Raw genomic sequence first — 16157 nt, 5'->3', positions numbered from 1 at the left:
TACAGCTACAGCCGAAACCACCACCAGACCGATCCCGACTCGACCCGACTCGACACCCACCCCCCCACACCACCCCCACCGCGTTCCCCGCCACAGAACCAAGGCTCCCCGTGGCGGGGAACGCGCGTGCCCGCCGCAAGTCGCCCCGCGTGCCTGGTACCCACTCGCCACCTCCGTTCCCCGTTCCCCTTGCGACGCAAGCGCTGCAAGATGTCGGTGGATATTCCTGCACAGCCCTCGCTCGTCGTAGGAGTTGGAGGAATAGTGAGCCGAACCGCGCACCGTCCTCGACGCCGACGGCCGGCCGCGATCGTCGTCGCGGTGGCCGCCCTGTTGGTGTCGTTCCTGGTTCCACCCGCCGCCGAGGCGCATCCGAACCATCCGGGTGGCGAAGCCGGTTGTGATCCGATCGATCCGGCCGCGTGTCTGCTGCCGTTTCCGAACAACTGGTACACGCAGGCCGATCGGCGCACCGATACCGGGCGTCGGGTCGCGTTCACGGCGGCGATGATGCCGCATGGCGCCACGCCGGACGACTGGAATCGCAACGACGGCTTCTCGCCCGGCTCGACGCTGATCACCCGGATCCCCGGCGTCGACCTCGGCCGCAGCGGTGCGGCGCCGGTCACCGACGTCGGCGCGTCGCTCGCCCGGAACGCGCCGATCGTCATCCTCGACACCGAGACCGGCGAACGCCGGCCCTACTGGGCCGAACTCGACGCCAACGCCACGGATTCGACCCGGCAGGCGTTGCTGGTGCACCCGGCCGAGAACTTCGTCCCCGGCCACCACTACGTGGTCGGCCTGCGCAACCTGCGCGGTGCGGACGGCCACGTGATCGCCGCGCCGGAGACGTTCGCCAGGATCGCAGGTCGCACCCTGCCGCGCCGCGACCCGTTGGCCGCTCGCCAGGCGCAGCTTCGACCGGCGCTGGATCGACTGGACCGGGCCGGCGTCGATCGTCGCGGCCTCTACCTGGCCTGGGACTTCACCGTCGCAAGCGAGCGCAACCTCACCGGCGGCATGCTTCGGATGCGGGACGACGCGTTCGGTCGACTCGGCGACCGGGCGCCGCAGTTCACGGTGACCGGAGTGAAGAACTCGACGCCGGAACAGGATTCGCGGATCGCTCGCGAGGTGACCGGCACGGTCACCGTACCCAGTTATCTGAACCGGCCCGGCGGTCCCACCGGTTCCACGCTCAACCTCGGTCGGGACGGGCTGCCGCGGCAGTTGCCGGGGAACACCCAATCCGCGCAGTTCCGTTGCGAGATCCCGCGCGCAGCGTTCGACCGGCCCTCGCAGGCCTCGTTGTACGGACACGGCCTGCTCGGCAGCAACAACGAGGTGGGCGGCGGGAACGTCAAAGCGATGGCCGCCGAGCACGACATCACGTTCTGCGCCACCAAGTGGATCGGCATGGCCGACGAGGACCTGCCCACCGTCGCCCGCGCGCTCGCCGACCCGGGCAGCTTCGGCGCGGTGCCGGATCGCACCCGACAGGGCTTCCTGAACGCGCTGTTCCTCGGTCGCGACATGATCCACGAACAGGGCTTCGCCGCCGACCCGGCGTTTCGTACCGACAGCGGGCGGCCGTTGATCGACATATCGAAGGGCCTGGTCTACGACGGCAACAGCCAGGGCGGCATTCTCGGCGGGTCGCTGGTCGCGGTGTCCCAGGACGCCAGACGTGGGGTGCTCGGGGTGACCGGGATGAACTACAGCGTCCTGCTCAACCGCAGCTCCGACTTCGGGCCGTACGGGCAGATCCTGGACGCCGGCTTCCCGGACAAGCTCGATCAGCAGGTGGTGCTGTCGCTGTTCCAGATGTTGTGGGACCGCGGCGAGACGAACGGCTATGCGAGCGGCCTGGACCACACCCCGCTGCCACGTACGCCGCGCCACCAGGTGCTGATGCAGATCGCGTTCGGTGACCACCAGGTTTCCACGGTGACCGCCGAGACCGAGGCACGCACGATCGGCGCGCGGATCCACGAGCCCGCGATCGCGCCGGGACGCAACCCCGACCGGGATCCCTATTGGGGAATTCGGCCGCTGCCGCGCGAGCCGTACCGGGGGTCCGCGCTGGTGGTCTGGGACAGCGGGTCGCCCGCGCCACCGGTGACCAATACGCCGCCGATCGGACCCGAGTACGGGCGCGACCCGCACTCGGACCCGCGCAACTCGCCGGTCGCCCGACAACAGAAGGCGGAGTTCCTGGCCACCGGTCGGGTCGTCGACGTGTGCGGCGGCGCGCCGTGCACGGCACCCGCGGGATAACGCCTGCCCGTGTGAGGCTGTGGGTTCCGGCCGCGTCCGGCGCCGGAACCCACGCCAGTCGAGGGAGCACACATGTCCTCCGTACCCGACGCCGACGCCGTGCCCGGCCCCTGCCCTGCACCCGCCTCCGAGCCCCCCGCGCCTCCTACGCCCACACCCACACCCCACCCTGACCCTCCCCGCCTCGATCCGCCGGACCTGGCCCGGGTCATGGGGCTCATGCCGCATCCCGAGGGCGGTTGGTACCGGGAGACCTGGCGCAGCGGGGTGAGCGTGACCCCGCCCGGATACCCGGGGCCGCGCGACACCGCGAGCGGCATGTACTTCCTGCTCGGTCCGGGCGAGGAGTCCGCGTGGCACGTCGTGAAATCGGCCGAGTTGTGGCTCTGGCATCGCGGCGGACCACTCGAACTGCGGCTGGGCGGGGACGGTACGACTCCCGATGCCGAGCCGCACCGGATCCTGCTCGGCCCGGATGTGGAGGCGGGTGAGCAGCCGCAATTGCTGATTCCGCCGGGGGTGTGGCAGACGGCTCGGCCGGCGGCCGGGCGCGAGGTGCTGGTGTCGTGCGTGGTCTCGCCCGCGTTCTCGTACGAGGACTTCCGGATGCTGTGAGCCGGCGGCGGGGCGCCGATACTACGGTGGCGGCCGGGACCAAGCGGGCGCGGGCTGCCAGGGAGTACGACGTGAGCGATGCACGGGCCGACTACGCCGATTCCGTGGTGGCGGCATGGTCGGCGGTACTGCCGGACGTGGAGGCGTCCTCGGTCGGGTTCGTGGTGCGGCTGCATCAGGCGATGATCGCGATGGAGGACTTCGACCGGCGCAGCATCGGCGCGTTGGGGCTGACCGCGCCGGAGTACATGGTGCTTGTCGTGCTCGCGACCCGACCGGATCGGCCGGGGCTGACGCTGCGTGAGTTGCAACCGTTGGTGATGTACTCGTCGGGCGGGATGACGCACTGCGTGGACCGACTGGCCCGCAAGGACCTGATCGAGCGTCGGCCCAACCCCGCGGACGGCCGTTCGGTGCTGGTCTGCCTCACCGAGTCGGGGCGCGAGTGTGCCCGGGCGGCGATGCGCGCGCGGATCGACGCGCTCGACGGGCTGCTGAGGCCGATCGCGGAGGAGGACCGGGACGTGGTCGACAAGGCGCTGCGCATCCTGGCCTCGACATTGGGCGCGCCCGGGTAGCCGGCCGTAGGCGACCGACCGCCCGAATCGACCCGGCCCGCCGGGCGGTTCGGCCGTGGTGCGCGGGTATTCGGCCGCGTCAGGCGTCGGCCGCGAGGCCGTCCCGATGGCGGGCGCGGAAGCTCGCCGCCTTGGCGCGGTTTCCACAGCGGCGCATGTCGCACCAGCGCCGGCTGCCGTGGCGGGACGAGTCGACGTAGAGGCGGGTGCACGTCGGCGCCTCGCACTCCCGGACGCGGGCCGCATCCGCGCCGCCGAACAGGGTGACCGCCGAGCGCGCGACCGTGGCCAGGACGGCGGAGATGTCGCCGGTACGCCGTACCCGACCGTCCGCCGCCAGCGCGACCGTGACCGGAGCGCCGGCCGCGAAGCCGTTCAATGTCGCGCGATCACGTGCGCCGTACCCCTCCGGCGTGTCCCGGGAGGACGCCAGCCGGTACAGCGCTTCGCGCAATTCGATCGTGCCCGCGAGCGCGTCGTCGTCGACCGCCGGCGCGGTGTCCACGAGGCCGGCGGCGACCGCCCAGGACCCGAGTGCGGCCGGCGTGTCCAGCAGGTCGCGGGGTTCGGTGCGGCGCTGCTGCACGGTTCCGACCAGGTCGAGCGCGATGTCGCCGCCGATGAAGGTGAAGGTCACCCACCCAGCATAACCGGATTGACAGGTTAGTGCGGAGCGCGCCATGGTGAGTAACCTGATTGAGTAGTTACTCGTCCGACGCTTCGACACGGGAGTGGACCTCGATGAGCGCCGCACGTACCGCACGCATCGCAGGATCGGCAGACGCCACGGCAGCTATGGACGCCATGGACGCCCTGGAAGGCGCAGATGCCACGGATGCCACGGACGCCACAGGCACCACCAGCACCACCACCGCCGCCGCCGGCCGTGCCCGCCCGGGCCGACCCGGGCCCACCGCCGGCGCACATCCGCCCGATCCCGGCGACCGGGGCACGCGAGCCGCCGGCGACCGAGGAGCGCGAGCCGCCGGCGGCCCGGGCCCGCGAGCCGCCCTGGTCGGCAAGGCGATACCGCCCGTGTTCGTGCTGCTGTGGAGCAGCGCGTTCATCATCGGCGCGATCGGGGTGGACGCCGCGCCGCCGCTCCTGCTCACCTTCTTCCGGTTCGCGCTCGCCGGGCTGCTGCTCGGGGCGTTCGCGCTTGCGGTTCGGGCGCCGTGGCCGCGTGGGCGTCGACTCGCTCACGTCGTGGTCGCCGGACTGCTGTTCCAGGCGCTTCAGTTCGGCGCCTTGTACACGGCACTCTCGATGGGGCTACCCGCCGCCGTGGTGGCTCTCGTGCAGGGGCTCAATCCGGTGCTGATCGCGCTCCTGGCCGGGCGGTTCCTCGGCGAGCGGGTGAGCACGCGGCAGTGGCTGGGCTTCGGCCTGGGCACGATCGGCGTGGTTCTCGCCGTCGCGGATCCCACCCACCTGTCGATTCCGGCGCTGGTCCTGGCCGTGGTGGGGCTGCTCGGTCTGAGCGTGGGCACCGTGTACCAGAAGCGCTACGTGCACGACGTCGATCTGCGCACCGGTACGGCCGTGCAGTTCCTGGTCAGCGCGCCGTTCATGGGGCTGGGCTCGCTGCTGTTCGAGACGCCGCACGTGCATGCGTGGGGGCCGTTCGTCGGGACGCTCGCGTGGATGGTGCTGGTCAATTCGATCGGCGTGTTCACGCTGCTCAACCTGATGTTGCGGCAATCCTCGGCGAGTCGGGTCGGCACGCTGTTCTTCCTGACCCCGGCCGCCACGGCGGTACTCGCGTGGCTCCTGCTCGACCAGGCCCTGCGACCGGCCGCGGTCGCCGGGATCGCGATCGGCGGGATCGGCGTACTGCTGGCCAACCAGCGGTAGCGGGCGGCCCGGGAACCCGGCGGCAGTCGCATCGCGCCGGGCGGGCGGCCCGCTACCCCGAACGGCCCGCGCCGTCCGTTGCCGACAGCCCGGCGGCCGACCACCACCGGCCCCGAACCGTCCGCCGACCGAAGCCTGTTGCCCGCCGCCCACCGCCCACCGCCCGCCGCCCACCGCCCGCCGTCCGCCGCCCACCGGCGCACGCCCTTCGGGCCGACCGCCTGCGACCGCTTCCGACCGCCCACCACCCGCCCGGCTCGACCGGGTCAGCCCGCGAGTTCCGCGACCGCCCGGAGCACCTCCGGCCAGACCGCCGAGAGCGGGTCGACCGGCTCGAAGTGGCCGACGCCGGCCAACTCCCGCAACGTCGCGCCCGACGCCGCGGCGAAGGTCCGACCCAGGGCGATCGGTACCTGTTCGTCGGCGTCGCCGTGCAACAGGATCAGCCCACGGCCGCCCACGCCACCCGCCGCCAACCGCGTCGGGTCCGCCTGCGCGAGCACCGCCTCCGAGCGGTCCTCGCCCAGGAACTCCGCCGCCGCACCGTCGTCCAGGTCGAGGGCGAGGGCCGCGTCCAGATCGAGTACGCCCGCCAACGACACCGCGCCCGCGATCGGCGGCGCGGCCGGCAATCGGCCCACGCCGCCCACCGGCAGCCGATCGCGCAGCGCCGCCCAGACCGCCAGGTGCCCGCCCGCCGAGTGCCCCAGCAGGACCACGGGTGAATCGGCCTGTGCGCACAACAGATCGAGCGCGGCGGCGACATCCTCGAACGTGCCGGGCATCCCGCCGCCGGGCTGCCCGGCCCGGCGGTACTCGATGCTCGCGACGGCGTAGCCGTCGGCGGCCAGCGCGACGCACATCGGATACGTGTACTTGCGGTCGTACTCGGCCCGCCAATACCCCCCGTGCACGACCACGACGAGCGCGTGCGGGTCGGCCGCGGGTTGCCAGAGGTCGACGACCTGATCCGCCGCCGGCCCGTACCGCAGCGTGCGGTCGGGGCCGGCGGCCGGGCGCGTGAGGATGTCACGGGAAGCACTCATCCGACCATTCTCCGGGACCCCGGACCCGGCCCCGACGCGACCCACCATCACACTGCGCGAAGCGCTCCGCCCCGCCGCTCCGGCCCGACGCGACCCACCACACTGCGCGAAGCGCTCCGCCCCGGCTCCGGGCCCGGACGCGGCGCACGCGCCCGACCGCGCGGAGCGTTCCGGCTCGGCTCCGGACGCGGCCCGCGCACGTCGCCACGCGAAGCGCCTCGGCCCCGACACGGCCCGCGCACCCGACCGTGCGGAGCGCCCCACCCCGTCCAGGCGCCTCGACACGGCGCGTACCTCACCGCGCGAAGCGGTCCGTGGCCTCGATCAGGTGGTGGGTGATGCCCGGTTCGGAGAAGGCGTGACCCGCATCCGGCACTATCACGAATTCGGCCTCCGGCCAGGCCCGGTGCAGATCGTAGGCCGTCGCCGGGGGAGTGCACAGGTCGTAGCGACCCTGCACGATCACGCCCGGGATGTGGCGCAGCCGGTCGGCGTTGCGGATCAGTTGGCCCTCCTCCAGGAAACCGCCGTTGCGCACGTAGTGGTTCTCGATCCGGGAGAAGGCCAGGGCGAATTCCGGTTGTCGGTGCATCTCGACCAGGTCGGGCCGGGGAAGCAGGGCGACCAACGTGCCCTCCCACGCACTCCACGCGATCGCAGCCTGCTCGCGCACCTTCGGATCCGGATCGTTGAGCCGGCGCCCGAAACGCCGATCAGGTCGTCGCGTTCGTCCTCCGGGATCGGCGCGAGGAATTCCTGCCAGGCCTCCGGGAACAACATCGACGCCCCGCTCTGGTAGAACCACGCCAGTTCCCGGCGTCGCAGCGTGAAGATGCCACGCAGGACCAACTCGGTGACCCGCTCGGGGTGGGTTTGCGCATACGCGAGCGCGAGGGTGCTGCCCCATGAACCACCGAAGACCAACCACCGCTCCACGCCCAGCAGTTCGCGCAACTTCTCGATGTCGGCGACCAGATGCCAGGTGGTGTTCGTGCTCAGGTCCACCTCGAACCGGCTCACGTGCGGCGTGCTTTCGCCGCAGCCGCGTTGATCGAAGAGCAGGACGTCGTACCGTTCCGGATCGAACGCCCGCGCATGGTCGGGCAGACAACCTCCGCCGGGGCCGCCGTGCAGGAAGACGGCCGGTTTGCCACCCGGGACTCCGTAGCGTCGCCAGGCGATCGACTGACCGTCGCCGACATCCAACTTGCCCCGGTCGTAGGGCTCGATGGGTGGATATATCGTGCGCATGAGGCTCTCCCGCTCGGTCGTGCGGACCGTTGTGCGATCCGCCGGATCGTTCACCGTGCCGTTGCTCGTGCCGTCCGCCGTGCTGTTCGCCGTGCCGTCCGTCGTGCGGTCTCGGGTGAACCGCACGAACGGAATCGACAGAGCCCAGCACATCACGAGGAACGAGAATCGCCCACCCTTCGCGAGTCGCTCGGCGACCGCCCCGATCCCGGCCCGCCCCATCCCGGCCGCCCCGGCCCCGGCCGCCCCGGCCCCGGCCCGGCCCGGCCCGCCCCGTCCCGTCCCGTCCCGGCTGGGCGCAGTGCGTCCCGAACCGACGCGCCCGACGTCCGCTCGAAGACGAGATCGGTGGTTGCCCGGGTCGGTGGACCCGATGAGGGCTAGAGTCCGGGCGGCACATATCGAGGGGGGAACTCGCACATGCGCATATCGGCTACCCGTTTGCCGAAAACCCGGTCGGCCCTGCTTCCCGGGATCGTCACGGCGACCTTGACGTTGACGCTGACCCTGACCGGTTGCGACGGGGACGGGGACAAGAAGTCCGACCGGCCCAAGCCGTCGCAGAGCAGCAGCACGCCGGCCGGCAGCGCGTCGCCCGGCACGGCCCCGCCGAGTTCGGCACCGCCCACCACCCGGGCACCGTCCACGGCGCCGCCGACGACCACGCAGCCGAGCAGCGCGGCACCGACGCCCCGCAGCGGGTCGGGCGGGAACGTCTCGGGCGGCGGCGCGAGCGGAACCGGCGGCAACGGTGGTTCCGCGTCCGGCGGTTCGTCCGGCAGCGGAACGTCCGGTGGCGGGACGTCCGGCAGTGACCCCGGCGCCGGCACGATCGGCGACGGCAGCAGCACCGGTGGCAGCGGCCCCGCCTACTACAAGAACTGCTCCGCCGTCCGGGCCGCGGGTGCCGCACCGATCCGCCGGGGCGACCCCGGCTACGGCCGGCACCTCGACCGCGACGGAGACGGAGTCGGCTGCGAGTGACACGTTCCGGTCGCCGCCGGGAGCGGGCAGGTACGGTTCCCGGCGGCGGTCGGAGGCGCGTTCACGTGCGGACACCGACCGCTTTCGCGCTGGTCGGTCCGACACGGCAGGATGTGTTCGAGCGCGGGGGGCGGACGGGTGCAGGGCGGAAGGGCGATAGCGTGGCGAGTCGGCGGAGCACCGGCGTGCTGGGGGCATGGGCCGAGCTGCAGCGGCAACAACAACGGCAACGCGAGGCCGAGTTGCGGGCGCAGCAGCAACAACTGCGAGCCGACGAACGCAACCGGCGCGAGGCGCAGAAGGCCGCCGCGCGGGCCGACCGCGAGGCGCAGCGCGCCTATCAGCAGTCCCGCGAGGCCGAAGTGGCCCGCCGGACAGCGGAGATCGAGGACCGGGTCGCCGAGCTGCAAGGCGTGCTTCGGGCCCGGCTGAGCGCGCCGGGATTCCGGATCGAGCGGTTGCGCAGCGCCGTGGAGATCCCGCCGTTCCAACCGGGCGAACTCGCCCGACCCATCCCGATGCCCGATCCGGCGCGCTATCAGGTGGCCCCTCCCTCCGGCCTGGGCAGCTTCGCGCCCGGTGCACAGTCGCGCTACGAGCAGGACCGGGCGCAGGCGCAGGCGCGCTACGACCACGACCTGCGGGCGGCGCAGGCCGCCGAGTACCAGCGGCAGCAGCAATACGACGACTACCGCCGCCGGTTCGAGGACTGGGCGAACGGCCAACGCGCCCTGGCCGCGCAGCGCAACCAGCAGGTGGACGATCTCGTGCGGCGGCTCGCGGCGCGCGATCCCGAGGCGATCGAGGACTACTTCGAGGGTGTCCTGCTGGCATCGCCGGATTGGCCCGAGGGCTTCTCCGACCACTCGACGGTGGCCTTCGACGCCGCCGCGCGGCAGTTGGTGGTGGACCACGAGCTGCCGACGACGGACGTGGTGCCGGCCGTGGCCCGGGTGCGCTACGTGAAGACCGACGACCAGGAGAAGGAGGTCGCGCGTACCGCGACCGATCGGCGGACGATCCACCGCGACGTGTTGGCGCAGAGCGCGATCCGGATACTGGCCGAGGTCTTCTTCGCCGACCACGAGGGCATCCTCGATTCGGTGGTGCTCAACGGCTTCGTCCAGGCGGTGAACCCGGCCACCGGTCGACACGGGCGCACGTACCTGCTCACGGTGACCGCGCGGGCCGAGCAGTTCCGGCAGATCAGCCTCGATCGGGTGGACGCGGTCGCGTGCCTGGAGGCGATGGGCGGGACCCTGTCCGCCCGCCCGGACCGGCCCACCCCCGTACAACCGAGCCGGCTCGCGGACAGCGTCGCATCGGCGCCGACCCCGGCGCCGACTCCCACCATCACCCCGGCGCCCGCCCGGCCCGGCGACGACGATCCGGATCTGTTCGTGATGGATCCGATCGAGTTCGAGAACCTGATCGCCGAGCTCTTCTCGCGCATGGGCATGCAGGTCGAGACCACCGCGCGCAGCGGCGACCAGGGGGTGGACGTGGTCGCGGTGGACCCGGACCCGATCCGCGGCGGAAAGATCGTCGTGCAGGTCAAGCGCTACCGCAACACGGTCCCGCCCACGGCCGTGCGGGATCTGGCCGGCACCGTGCAACACCACGGCGCGAACAAGGGCTTGCTGGTCACCACGTCCGGCTTCGGGCCCGGCAGCCACGAGTTCATCCGCAACAAGCCGCTGGGCCTGGTCACCGGACCCGAACTGGTCGGCCTGCTCGCCCAACACGGCCTGCGCGGTCGCCTGGGTCCGGGCACCGGCGGGGCGCCGACCGCCGCGCCCGGCAGCCGGATCCTGGTGCAACTCGCCTGGGAACCGGGCAACGCGCCGCCCCTGGACCCGTGCGCGTTCGTCTGCCGCCGCGGACGGGTGCTCGGCGACGAGCACTTCGTGTTCTTCAACAATCCGGCCAGCCCCGAAGGTGCGGTCCGGATCGGTGACGGCGTGGCGTTTCTGGTGGACCTGGCCCTGCTGCCCCGGGCGGCCGACCGTCTGGTGCTGGCCGCGGCCGTCGACCAGGAGCGCGCCCCGAGCGGCGACCTGGCCGCGCTGCGCGGAGCCAGACTGACCCGCCTCGACCAGGCCGACGGCCGCCGGCTCGGCGACCACCCCGTACCCACCCGCCGCCCGGGCGAGACCGCCATGGTCCTGGGCGCATTCGTGCGCACCGACGACGCCTGGACCTTTTCCCCCACCACCAACGGCTTCCGCAACGGCCTCCTCGGCGTCGCCGAGTCACACGGCGTGGAGGTCGAGTAGGCCGGGAAGGCCCCCGACGCACGTCGCCCGATCAGATGTCCAGCATCAACCGCAGGTAGGTACGGATGTCGTCGGCTTCCTTGTCGTCGACGCTCCCCAACGGGCGTCCCAGGAGCCACCGCTCGGAAACCGCCCGCACGTCGTCGGTGCGTGCCCAACTCCGCCGGCGAAGGCCGGACCGCGCCGAGGACACCGAGACGTGATGAGGCAGTCCCCGGTCCTGGGTGGTCAGCGGCACGACGATCGCCATCGCGATGGGGAAGGAGGCGTAGAACGGCGAGTTGACCACCACCACCGGCCGTCGACCGGTTTGCTCCGAGCCGACGACGGGGGAAAGGTCGGCCATCCACACCTGCCACGGGGCGGACTTCCGGCTCACTGCTCACTGCCGAGATTGTCGCCGGCCACGCCGTCCCACTCGTCGAGTTCGTTCTCGTAATCGGTCCATGCGGAGGCGTCGGCCTGCAATCGCGCGTAGGCGGCTAGCACGGCCGCTTTGCGGTGCTCGGTGAGCAGATGAGTGAGCGCGGTGTTCAAGGTGACGCCGCCGAGATCCTCTGCGGCTACTCGAGCGAGATCGTCTCGGACGCTCATCTCAACCTTTATGGTGGTCGCAGTCATACTGCGAAGTATGCCCCTCGGTATGTGATGGGCCGGAGAGCCGCCCGACGCCGCGGGAAGGTCGACCCCGCCGGGTGGCTCGGTACCTGTGCGGGATCGTCGTACCCGTCTGTCAGGATGCCTGGTGTGGCGACGAACGATCCGGGTGTGGGTGACGAGGGGGACGGGCAGCTCACGCTCGGGGTCGAGGACGCGCGGCGGGCGGTGCGGGGCGCGCGGGCGCGGGTGCGCAGGGCCAGGCCCAAGGCGCAGGCCGAGCGGTTGCCGGTGGCGCGGGTCGTGGTGGACAAGGGGCTCGTGCACCTGGATCGGCTGTTCGACTACTCGGTGCCGGCCAAGCTGGCCGAGGTGGCGCAGCCCGGAGTGCGGGTGCGGGTGCGGTTCGGAGCCAAGGTCGTGGACGGCCGGCGGCAGGGCGGCGGGCTGATCGACGGGGTGATCGTCGAACGGGTCGAGCGCAGTACGTACGGCGGGCCACTGGCGCCGTTGGCGAGCGTCGTCTCGCCCGAGATCGTGCTCGCGCCGCCGATGATCGAGCTGGCCCGGGCGGTCGCGGACCGGTACGCGGGCAGCCTCGCCGACATCGTCCAGCTCGCGCTGCCGGCGCGGCACGCGCGGGCCGAGGCGGAACCCTCGGGGGAGCCGCTGATTCGGCCTGCCCCGCCGCCCCCCGGCCCGTGGACGCGCTACCCGACGGGCACCGCACACCTGGCCGAGCTCACCGCCGGCGACTCGCCGCGCACCGTGTGGACCGCGCTGCCCGGGCCGTACTGGCCGGACGAGATCGCCCGGGCGATGGCGGCGACCCTGGCCGGCGGCCGCGGTGCGCTCGCGGTGGTCCCGGACGCCAAGTCGGTGGAACGCGTGGACGCGGCGCTGACCGCCCTGCTCGGCCGGGGCCGACACGTCGCGCTGACCTCGGGCCTGGGGCCGGAGGAGCGCTACCGGCGCTGGCTGGCGATCAACCGCGGGAGCGTTCGCGCGGTGGTCGGCACCCGGGCGGCGATGTTCGCGCCCGTGGTGGAGCTGGGCCTGGCGCTGGTCTGGAACGACGGCGACGACTCGCACGCCGACCTCAACGCGCCCCACCCGCACGTGCGCGAGGTGCTGGCGATGCGGGCCGCGCGCGAACACGCCGCGTTCACCGTCGGCGGGCACGCCACCACGGTCGAGGCCGCCCAGCTGGTCCGCTCCGGGTGGGCCCGGCCGCTGGACGCAGACCGCGCGGCGGTGCGCGCCGCCGCCCCGCTGGTGCGCACCACCGGCAGCGATCTGGACCTGGCCCGGGACGAGGCCGCCCGAGCCGCACGGCTGCCGAGCCTGGCGTGGGACGTGGCCCGCAAGGCGTTGCGGACCGGGCCGGTGCTGGTCCAAGTCCCGCGCCGGGGCTACCTGGTCCGCACCTCGTGCCTGCGCTGCCGCGAACCCGCGCGCTGCGCACACTGCTCGGGCCCGCTCGAACTGCCCTCCGGGGACGGTGTGTTGACCTGCGGCTGGTGCACTCGTCCGGCGCCGCAGTGGCGCTGCCGGGTGTGCGGCGGCGAGCGCATCCGGGCCGGCGTGATCGGCGCGCGCCGGACCGCCGAGGAACTCGGCCGGGCGTTCCCGACCGTGCCGGTGCGCACCTCCGGGCGGGACGCGATCCTGACCACCGTGCCGGACCTGCCCGCGCTGATCATCGCCACGCCCGGCGCCGAACCGGTGGCGCCCGGCGGCTACGCGGCGGCCCTGCTCCTGGACGGCTGGGCCCTGCTCACCCGGCCCGACCTGCGGGCCGGCGAGCAGGCGCTGCGCCGGTGGCTGGACGCGGCGAGCCTGGTCCGGCCCGCGGGGGAGGGCGGCACGCTGGTGGTGGTCGCCGAGTCCACGCTGCGCCCGGTACAGGCGCTGGTGCGATGGGACCCGCAGGGGTACGCGCTGACCGAACTGGTCGAGCGGGCCGAATTGAACCTGCCGCCGGTGTCGCGGATGGCGTCGGTGACCGGCCCGCCGGCCGGGATCGCCGACTTCCTGGCGGTGCTTCGGCTGCCCGACGGGGCGGACGTACTGGGCCCGGTCCCGGTCGCCCCGACCACGCCGCGCACGCCACCCCCCGCGCCGGCCAAGCCCGACCCCAGGGCGGCCGAAACCCGTGCCGAACTCACCCGAGCCCTGTTCGGCGACGCCCCGCCGCCGACCCGCGAACCGGCCCGGCGGATCGCCCCGCCCACCCGCCACGAACGGGTCCTGCTCCGGATCGAACCCGGCCGCGGCGCGGAGTTGGCGCACGCCCTCAAGGCGGCCCAGACCCTGCGCCTGGCCCGGGCCGCAGGCGACCCGGTGCAGATCAGGATCGACCCGCCGGACATCGGCTGAGCGGTGGTCGGCGCGGCGCAAGCCGGGGCCGCCGCCGCGTGGGTCGCTCCCGCCCGGTGGACCGGGAGGGAGCGGACCGGCGCAGATCGGGATCGGCCCGCGGGCGCCCCGACGCCCCCGCGCTCGCCGGCGCCCGGCCGGCAGGCGGGACGGTCGTCTCGGGAAACCGTCGTGCCCAGGCCCCGCCGGTGCTCAGCCCCAGTGGGTTCGGCGCCCGCACGCCTTGGTCGTCGGCGCGTCCGCGCAGCGCAGCGATTCGGGGTCGGCGGCGCGTTCGTGGAGCAGGGTGCCGGCCGCGTCGTAGGCCCTGATCCGGACCGGGACGATGTCCTCGCCCGGCACGTTCGCGAGCCACACACCGTTGCGGACCACCGCGCCCCGCGTGCTCCCGTCGGGCAATTCGACCACGACCCGCGCGACCGCACCGGTCGTGCGGCCCCACCACGTCGTGGAGGAGGTCAGGCGCGCCGCGAGTGGTTCGGACAGACGCGGCGAGGCCGGACTCCGGCGTACCTCGAACACCCCCGCAAGCGTGCCGTCGGCGGCCGTCGGCGCGGGCAACTCCGGCGGGGACTGCTCCCCGTGGCAGACCACCAGATCGGGTTTGCCGGCCTTGCCCAGCACGAACGGCTGGAGCGCGCCGGTCCAGTCCTGCTCCCACGCGGTGAAGTACGGCTTGAACGCCGCGTCCGGCTCGCGCACCTTCCACACCGGACGATCGGGCGCGGCCGAGGTCCCGGACGGCCGCGGAGTCCACGTGGGCGGCACGGTCGGGCCACCGGTGCCGCCCGGTCCGCCGACGGTCGGCCCGGCCGTGGGCCACCACAGGGGAGTCGACCCGGTCGATTGCCTCGGCAGGCCGGTGGCGTCCGCTCCTCCCATCGGCGTGCGCATCGGCATGTCGCCCGTCTCCGGCGGAGTGCCGGACGGCAGCGTGTCCCCCATGCTCGGCGGCGGGAGGGTTCCGGGCGAACCCGACCCCGGCGGCGAGGACGCCGGCCATCCGGAGGCGATTTCGGACGGCGACGGTCCGCTCGCCCGCGGCGCGGACGCCAAGGTCGGCGGCGTGGACGCAGCGGCCATGCGACCCTGCCCGAGACACGCGGCCAACGTTCGGTTCGCCACATCCCACGGCACCGGATCGCCCGGCTTCGCCGCGTCCGCGGGCACTCCCTGTGTCGGGTCCTGCCCGGCCACCGGGCCGGCGGGCGACAGATTCCGCGGGTCGCGCCACGGCTGCGCGGCCAGGATCGCGACCGTGCACACCGCGAGCACCGCGCCCGCGGCGATCCCCGGCATCAACGCCCGGCTCCGGGACGGCTCCGGGGTGTCCAGCATCGCGAGCAGTTCGCGCCTGCGTCGCTCGTGCCCCGGCAGTCGGTCCTCGCTGTACGGGCTCATCGTGCCTCCTCGATGCCTCGGTACGTGCCCGCGTGCACGCCCTCTTCGGCCAACAGGCCGCCCAATCGTTTCCGCGCCCGATGCATCCGCGCCTTGACCGTGCCCAGCGCGACGCCGAGCGCGGTTGCGGCGGCCTGCTGGTCCAGGCCGCCCCAGACGCACAACTCCACGACGTCGCGCTCGTGCCGGGGCAGCCGCGCCACCGAGCGCCGCAACGCCTCCGCCGCGCGTTCCTGATCGATCCGCCGGGCCACCTCGTCCGCGTGATCGGGCACGTCCCGTGGCAGCGGAACACGCGCCGCCAGCGCCCGATAGCGCTTGAGCGCACGCCGCCGGTTCGCGAGCGTGCGATTGGCCGTACCCAGCAGCCAGGGCAGTGCGCTGTCCCGGTCGAAGGTCACCTCCGCGCGGCGCCGCCACGCGGTCAGGAACACCGCCGAGGTCAGGTCCTCGGCCTCGCCTCCGTCCCCGATCCGCCGCAACACATGCCCATACACCGCCCCCGCGTGCCGGTCGAACACCACCGCGAACGCATCGCGATCCCCCGTTCGGACCCGGGACCACAACACGTGGTCCGCGTCCTCCTGCTCCTGATCCGTGGTCACACCCCGAGAGTGTCCGCCTCGCGGATCGGGGTTGCCCCGCGCCGCATCCACCCTCCGCATCCCGCCTTCGGACCCCGCCCCGATGGACCGCGCACCCCGCCCCCGACCCCACCCGCCCCGGACCCACGAGGCCGCGCCCCGCGTGACCTCACCTCGTGCTCGCCTCGTGCCACGGTGCACGCGCGGATCGGGGCCCGGCCGCTCAGTAGACTTGTCACTCTCCGGTTTCGATCGACGGCACCACCGCACGGCAGCACCACACGCCACCGAGCACGGCACCACAACAGCACG

15 protein-coding genes are annotated in these 16157 nt (G+C 73.3%); 7 read left to right on the top strand and 8 right to left on the bottom strand.

Annotation, left to right across the window (positions count from 1 at the left end):
• The first annotated feature begins 210 nt into the window (after positions 1-210).
• The 3 genes from ACIBM5_RS35630 to ACIBM5_RS35620 all read left to right on the top strand — a co-directional run bounded on the left by ACIBM5_RS35630 (position 211) and on the right by ACIBM5_RS35620 (position 3473).
• A complete protein-coding gene (locus tag ACIBM5_RS35630) occupies positions 211-2280 on the top strand; it encodes a hypothetical protein (RefSeq protein ID WP_396010837.1) in 2070 nt (689 codons plus the stop codon).
• A gap of 210 nt (positions 2281-2490) precedes the next feature.
• Positions 2491-2895, top strand: coding sequence for a cupin domain-containing protein (locus ACIBM5_RS35625; RefSeq protein ID WP_396010882.1), 405 nt, complete (start codon positions 2491-2493; stop codon positions 2893-2895).
• 71 nt (positions 2896-2966) lie between these two features.
• The gene (locus ACIBM5_RS35620) at positions 2967-3473 is read left to right on the top strand and encodes a MarR family winged helix-turn-helix transcriptional regulator (protein WP_396010836.1); all 507 of its coding nucleotides are present in this window, start codon (positions 2967-2969) and stop codon (positions 3471-3473) included.
• A 79-nt stretch (positions 3474-3552) separates the two neighbouring features.
• On the opposite strand, the gene ACIBM5_RS35615 is transcribed toward ACIBM5_RS35620, so the two are convergent.
• Complete coding sequence (locus tag ACIBM5_RS35615) at positions 3553-4110, bottom strand: CGNR zinc finger domain-containing protein (RefSeq protein ID WP_396010835.1); 558 nt, start codon at positions 4108-4110, stop codon at positions 3553-3555.
• Positions 4111-4214: 104 nt separating this feature from the next.
• Between ACIBM5_RS35615 and ACIBM5_RS35610 the strand changes: the two genes are divergently transcribed.
• Positions 4215-5327 (top strand): DMT family transporter, encoded by a 1113-nt coding sequence (locus ACIBM5_RS35610; protein WP_396010834.1) that lies wholly within the window; start codon positions 4215-4217, stop codon positions 5325-5327.
• A gap of 266 nt (positions 5328-5593) precedes the next feature.
• On the opposite strand, the gene ACIBM5_RS35605 is transcribed toward ACIBM5_RS35610, so the two are convergent.
• The 3 genes from ACIBM5_RS35605 to ACIBM5_RS35595 form a co-directional block, all read right to left on the bottom strand.
• Positions 5594-6373: an alpha/beta hydrolase gene (locus ACIBM5_RS35605; RefSeq protein WP_391586154.1), complete on the bottom strand. Its 780-nt coding sequence runs from the start codon at positions 6371-6373 to the stop codon at positions 5594-5596.
• Positions 6374-6668: 295 nt separating this feature from the next.
• Positions 6669-6911: an alpha/beta hydrolase gene (locus tag ACIBM5_RS35600; RefSeq protein WP_396010833.1), complete on the bottom strand. Its 243-nt coding sequence runs from the start codon at positions 6909-6911 to the stop codon at positions 6669-6671.
• Positions 6875-7624, bottom strand: coding sequence for an alpha/beta fold hydrolase (locus ACIBM5_RS35595; protein WP_396010832.1), 750 nt, complete (start codon positions 7622-7624; stop codon positions 6875-6877). The genes ACIBM5_RS35600 and ACIBM5_RS35595 overlap by 37 nt, the downstream gene beginning before the upstream one ends.
• A gap of 489 nt (positions 7625-8113) precedes the next feature.
• Between ACIBM5_RS35595 and ACIBM5_RS35590 the strand changes: the two genes are divergently transcribed.
• Both ACIBM5_RS35590 and ACIBM5_RS35585 read left to right on the top strand, forming a co-directional pair.
• The gene (locus ACIBM5_RS35590; protein ID WP_396010831.1) at positions 8114-8608 is read left to right on the top strand and encodes an excalibur calcium-binding domain-containing protein; all 495 of its coding nucleotides are present in this window, start codon (positions 8114-8116) and stop codon (positions 8606-8608) included.
• A gap of 161 nt (positions 8609-8769) precedes the next feature.
• Positions 8770-10884: a restriction endonuclease gene (locus ACIBM5_RS35585; protein WP_396010830.1), complete on the top strand. Its 2115-nt coding sequence runs from the start codon at positions 8770-8772 to the stop codon at positions 10882-10884.
• A 31-nt stretch (positions 10885-10915) separates the two neighbouring features.
• On the opposite strand, the gene ACIBM5_RS35580 is transcribed toward ACIBM5_RS35585, so the two are convergent.
• Entirely contained in the window at positions 10916-11230 is a 315-nt protein-coding gene (locus tag ACIBM5_RS35580; RefSeq protein ID WP_396010829.1) for a type II toxin-antitoxin system PemK/MazF family toxin, read from the bottom strand.
• A 29-nt stretch (positions 11231-11259) separates the two neighbouring features.
• Entirely contained in the window at positions 11260-11505 is a 246-nt protein-coding gene (locus tag ACIBM5_RS35575) for a hypothetical protein (protein ID WP_396010827.1), read from the bottom strand.
• A 117-nt stretch (positions 11506-11622) separates the two neighbouring features.
• Here ACIBM5_RS35575 and ACIBM5_RS35570 point away from each other — a divergent pair, with 117 nt between their 5' ends.
• On the top strand, positions 11623-13860 hold the full coding sequence (locus ACIBM5_RS35570) for a primosomal protein N' (RefSeq protein ID WP_396010826.1): 2238 nt from the start codon (positions 11623-11625) through the stop codon (positions 13858-13860).
• Positions 13861-14052: 192 nt separating this feature from the next.
• On the opposite strand, the gene ACIBM5_RS35565 is transcribed toward ACIBM5_RS35570, so the two are convergent.
• Positions 14053-15261, bottom strand: coding sequence for a hypothetical protein (locus tag ACIBM5_RS35565; protein WP_396010824.1), 1209 nt, complete (start codon positions 15259-15261; stop codon positions 14053-14055).
• Positions 15258-15866 carry an RNA polymerase sigma factor gene (locus tag ACIBM5_RS35560; protein ID WP_391586146.1) on the bottom strand — a complete coding sequence of 203 codons (609 nt, stop codon included), beginning with the start codon at positions 15864-15866 and terminating at the stop codon, positions 15258-15260. Before ACIBM5_RS35560 ends, ACIBM5_RS35565 begins: the two co-directional genes overlap by 4 nt.
• Positions 15867-16157 lie beyond the last annotated feature (291 nt).

This window comes from Embleya sp. NPDC050493, assembly GCF_044458105.1.
Classification (GTDB): Bacteria; Actinomycetota; Actinomycetes; order Streptomycetales; family Streptomycetaceae; genus Embleya.
Note: the sequence above shows the minus strand (reverse complement) of the source record. Positions and strands in the feature narration are given on the sequence as shown.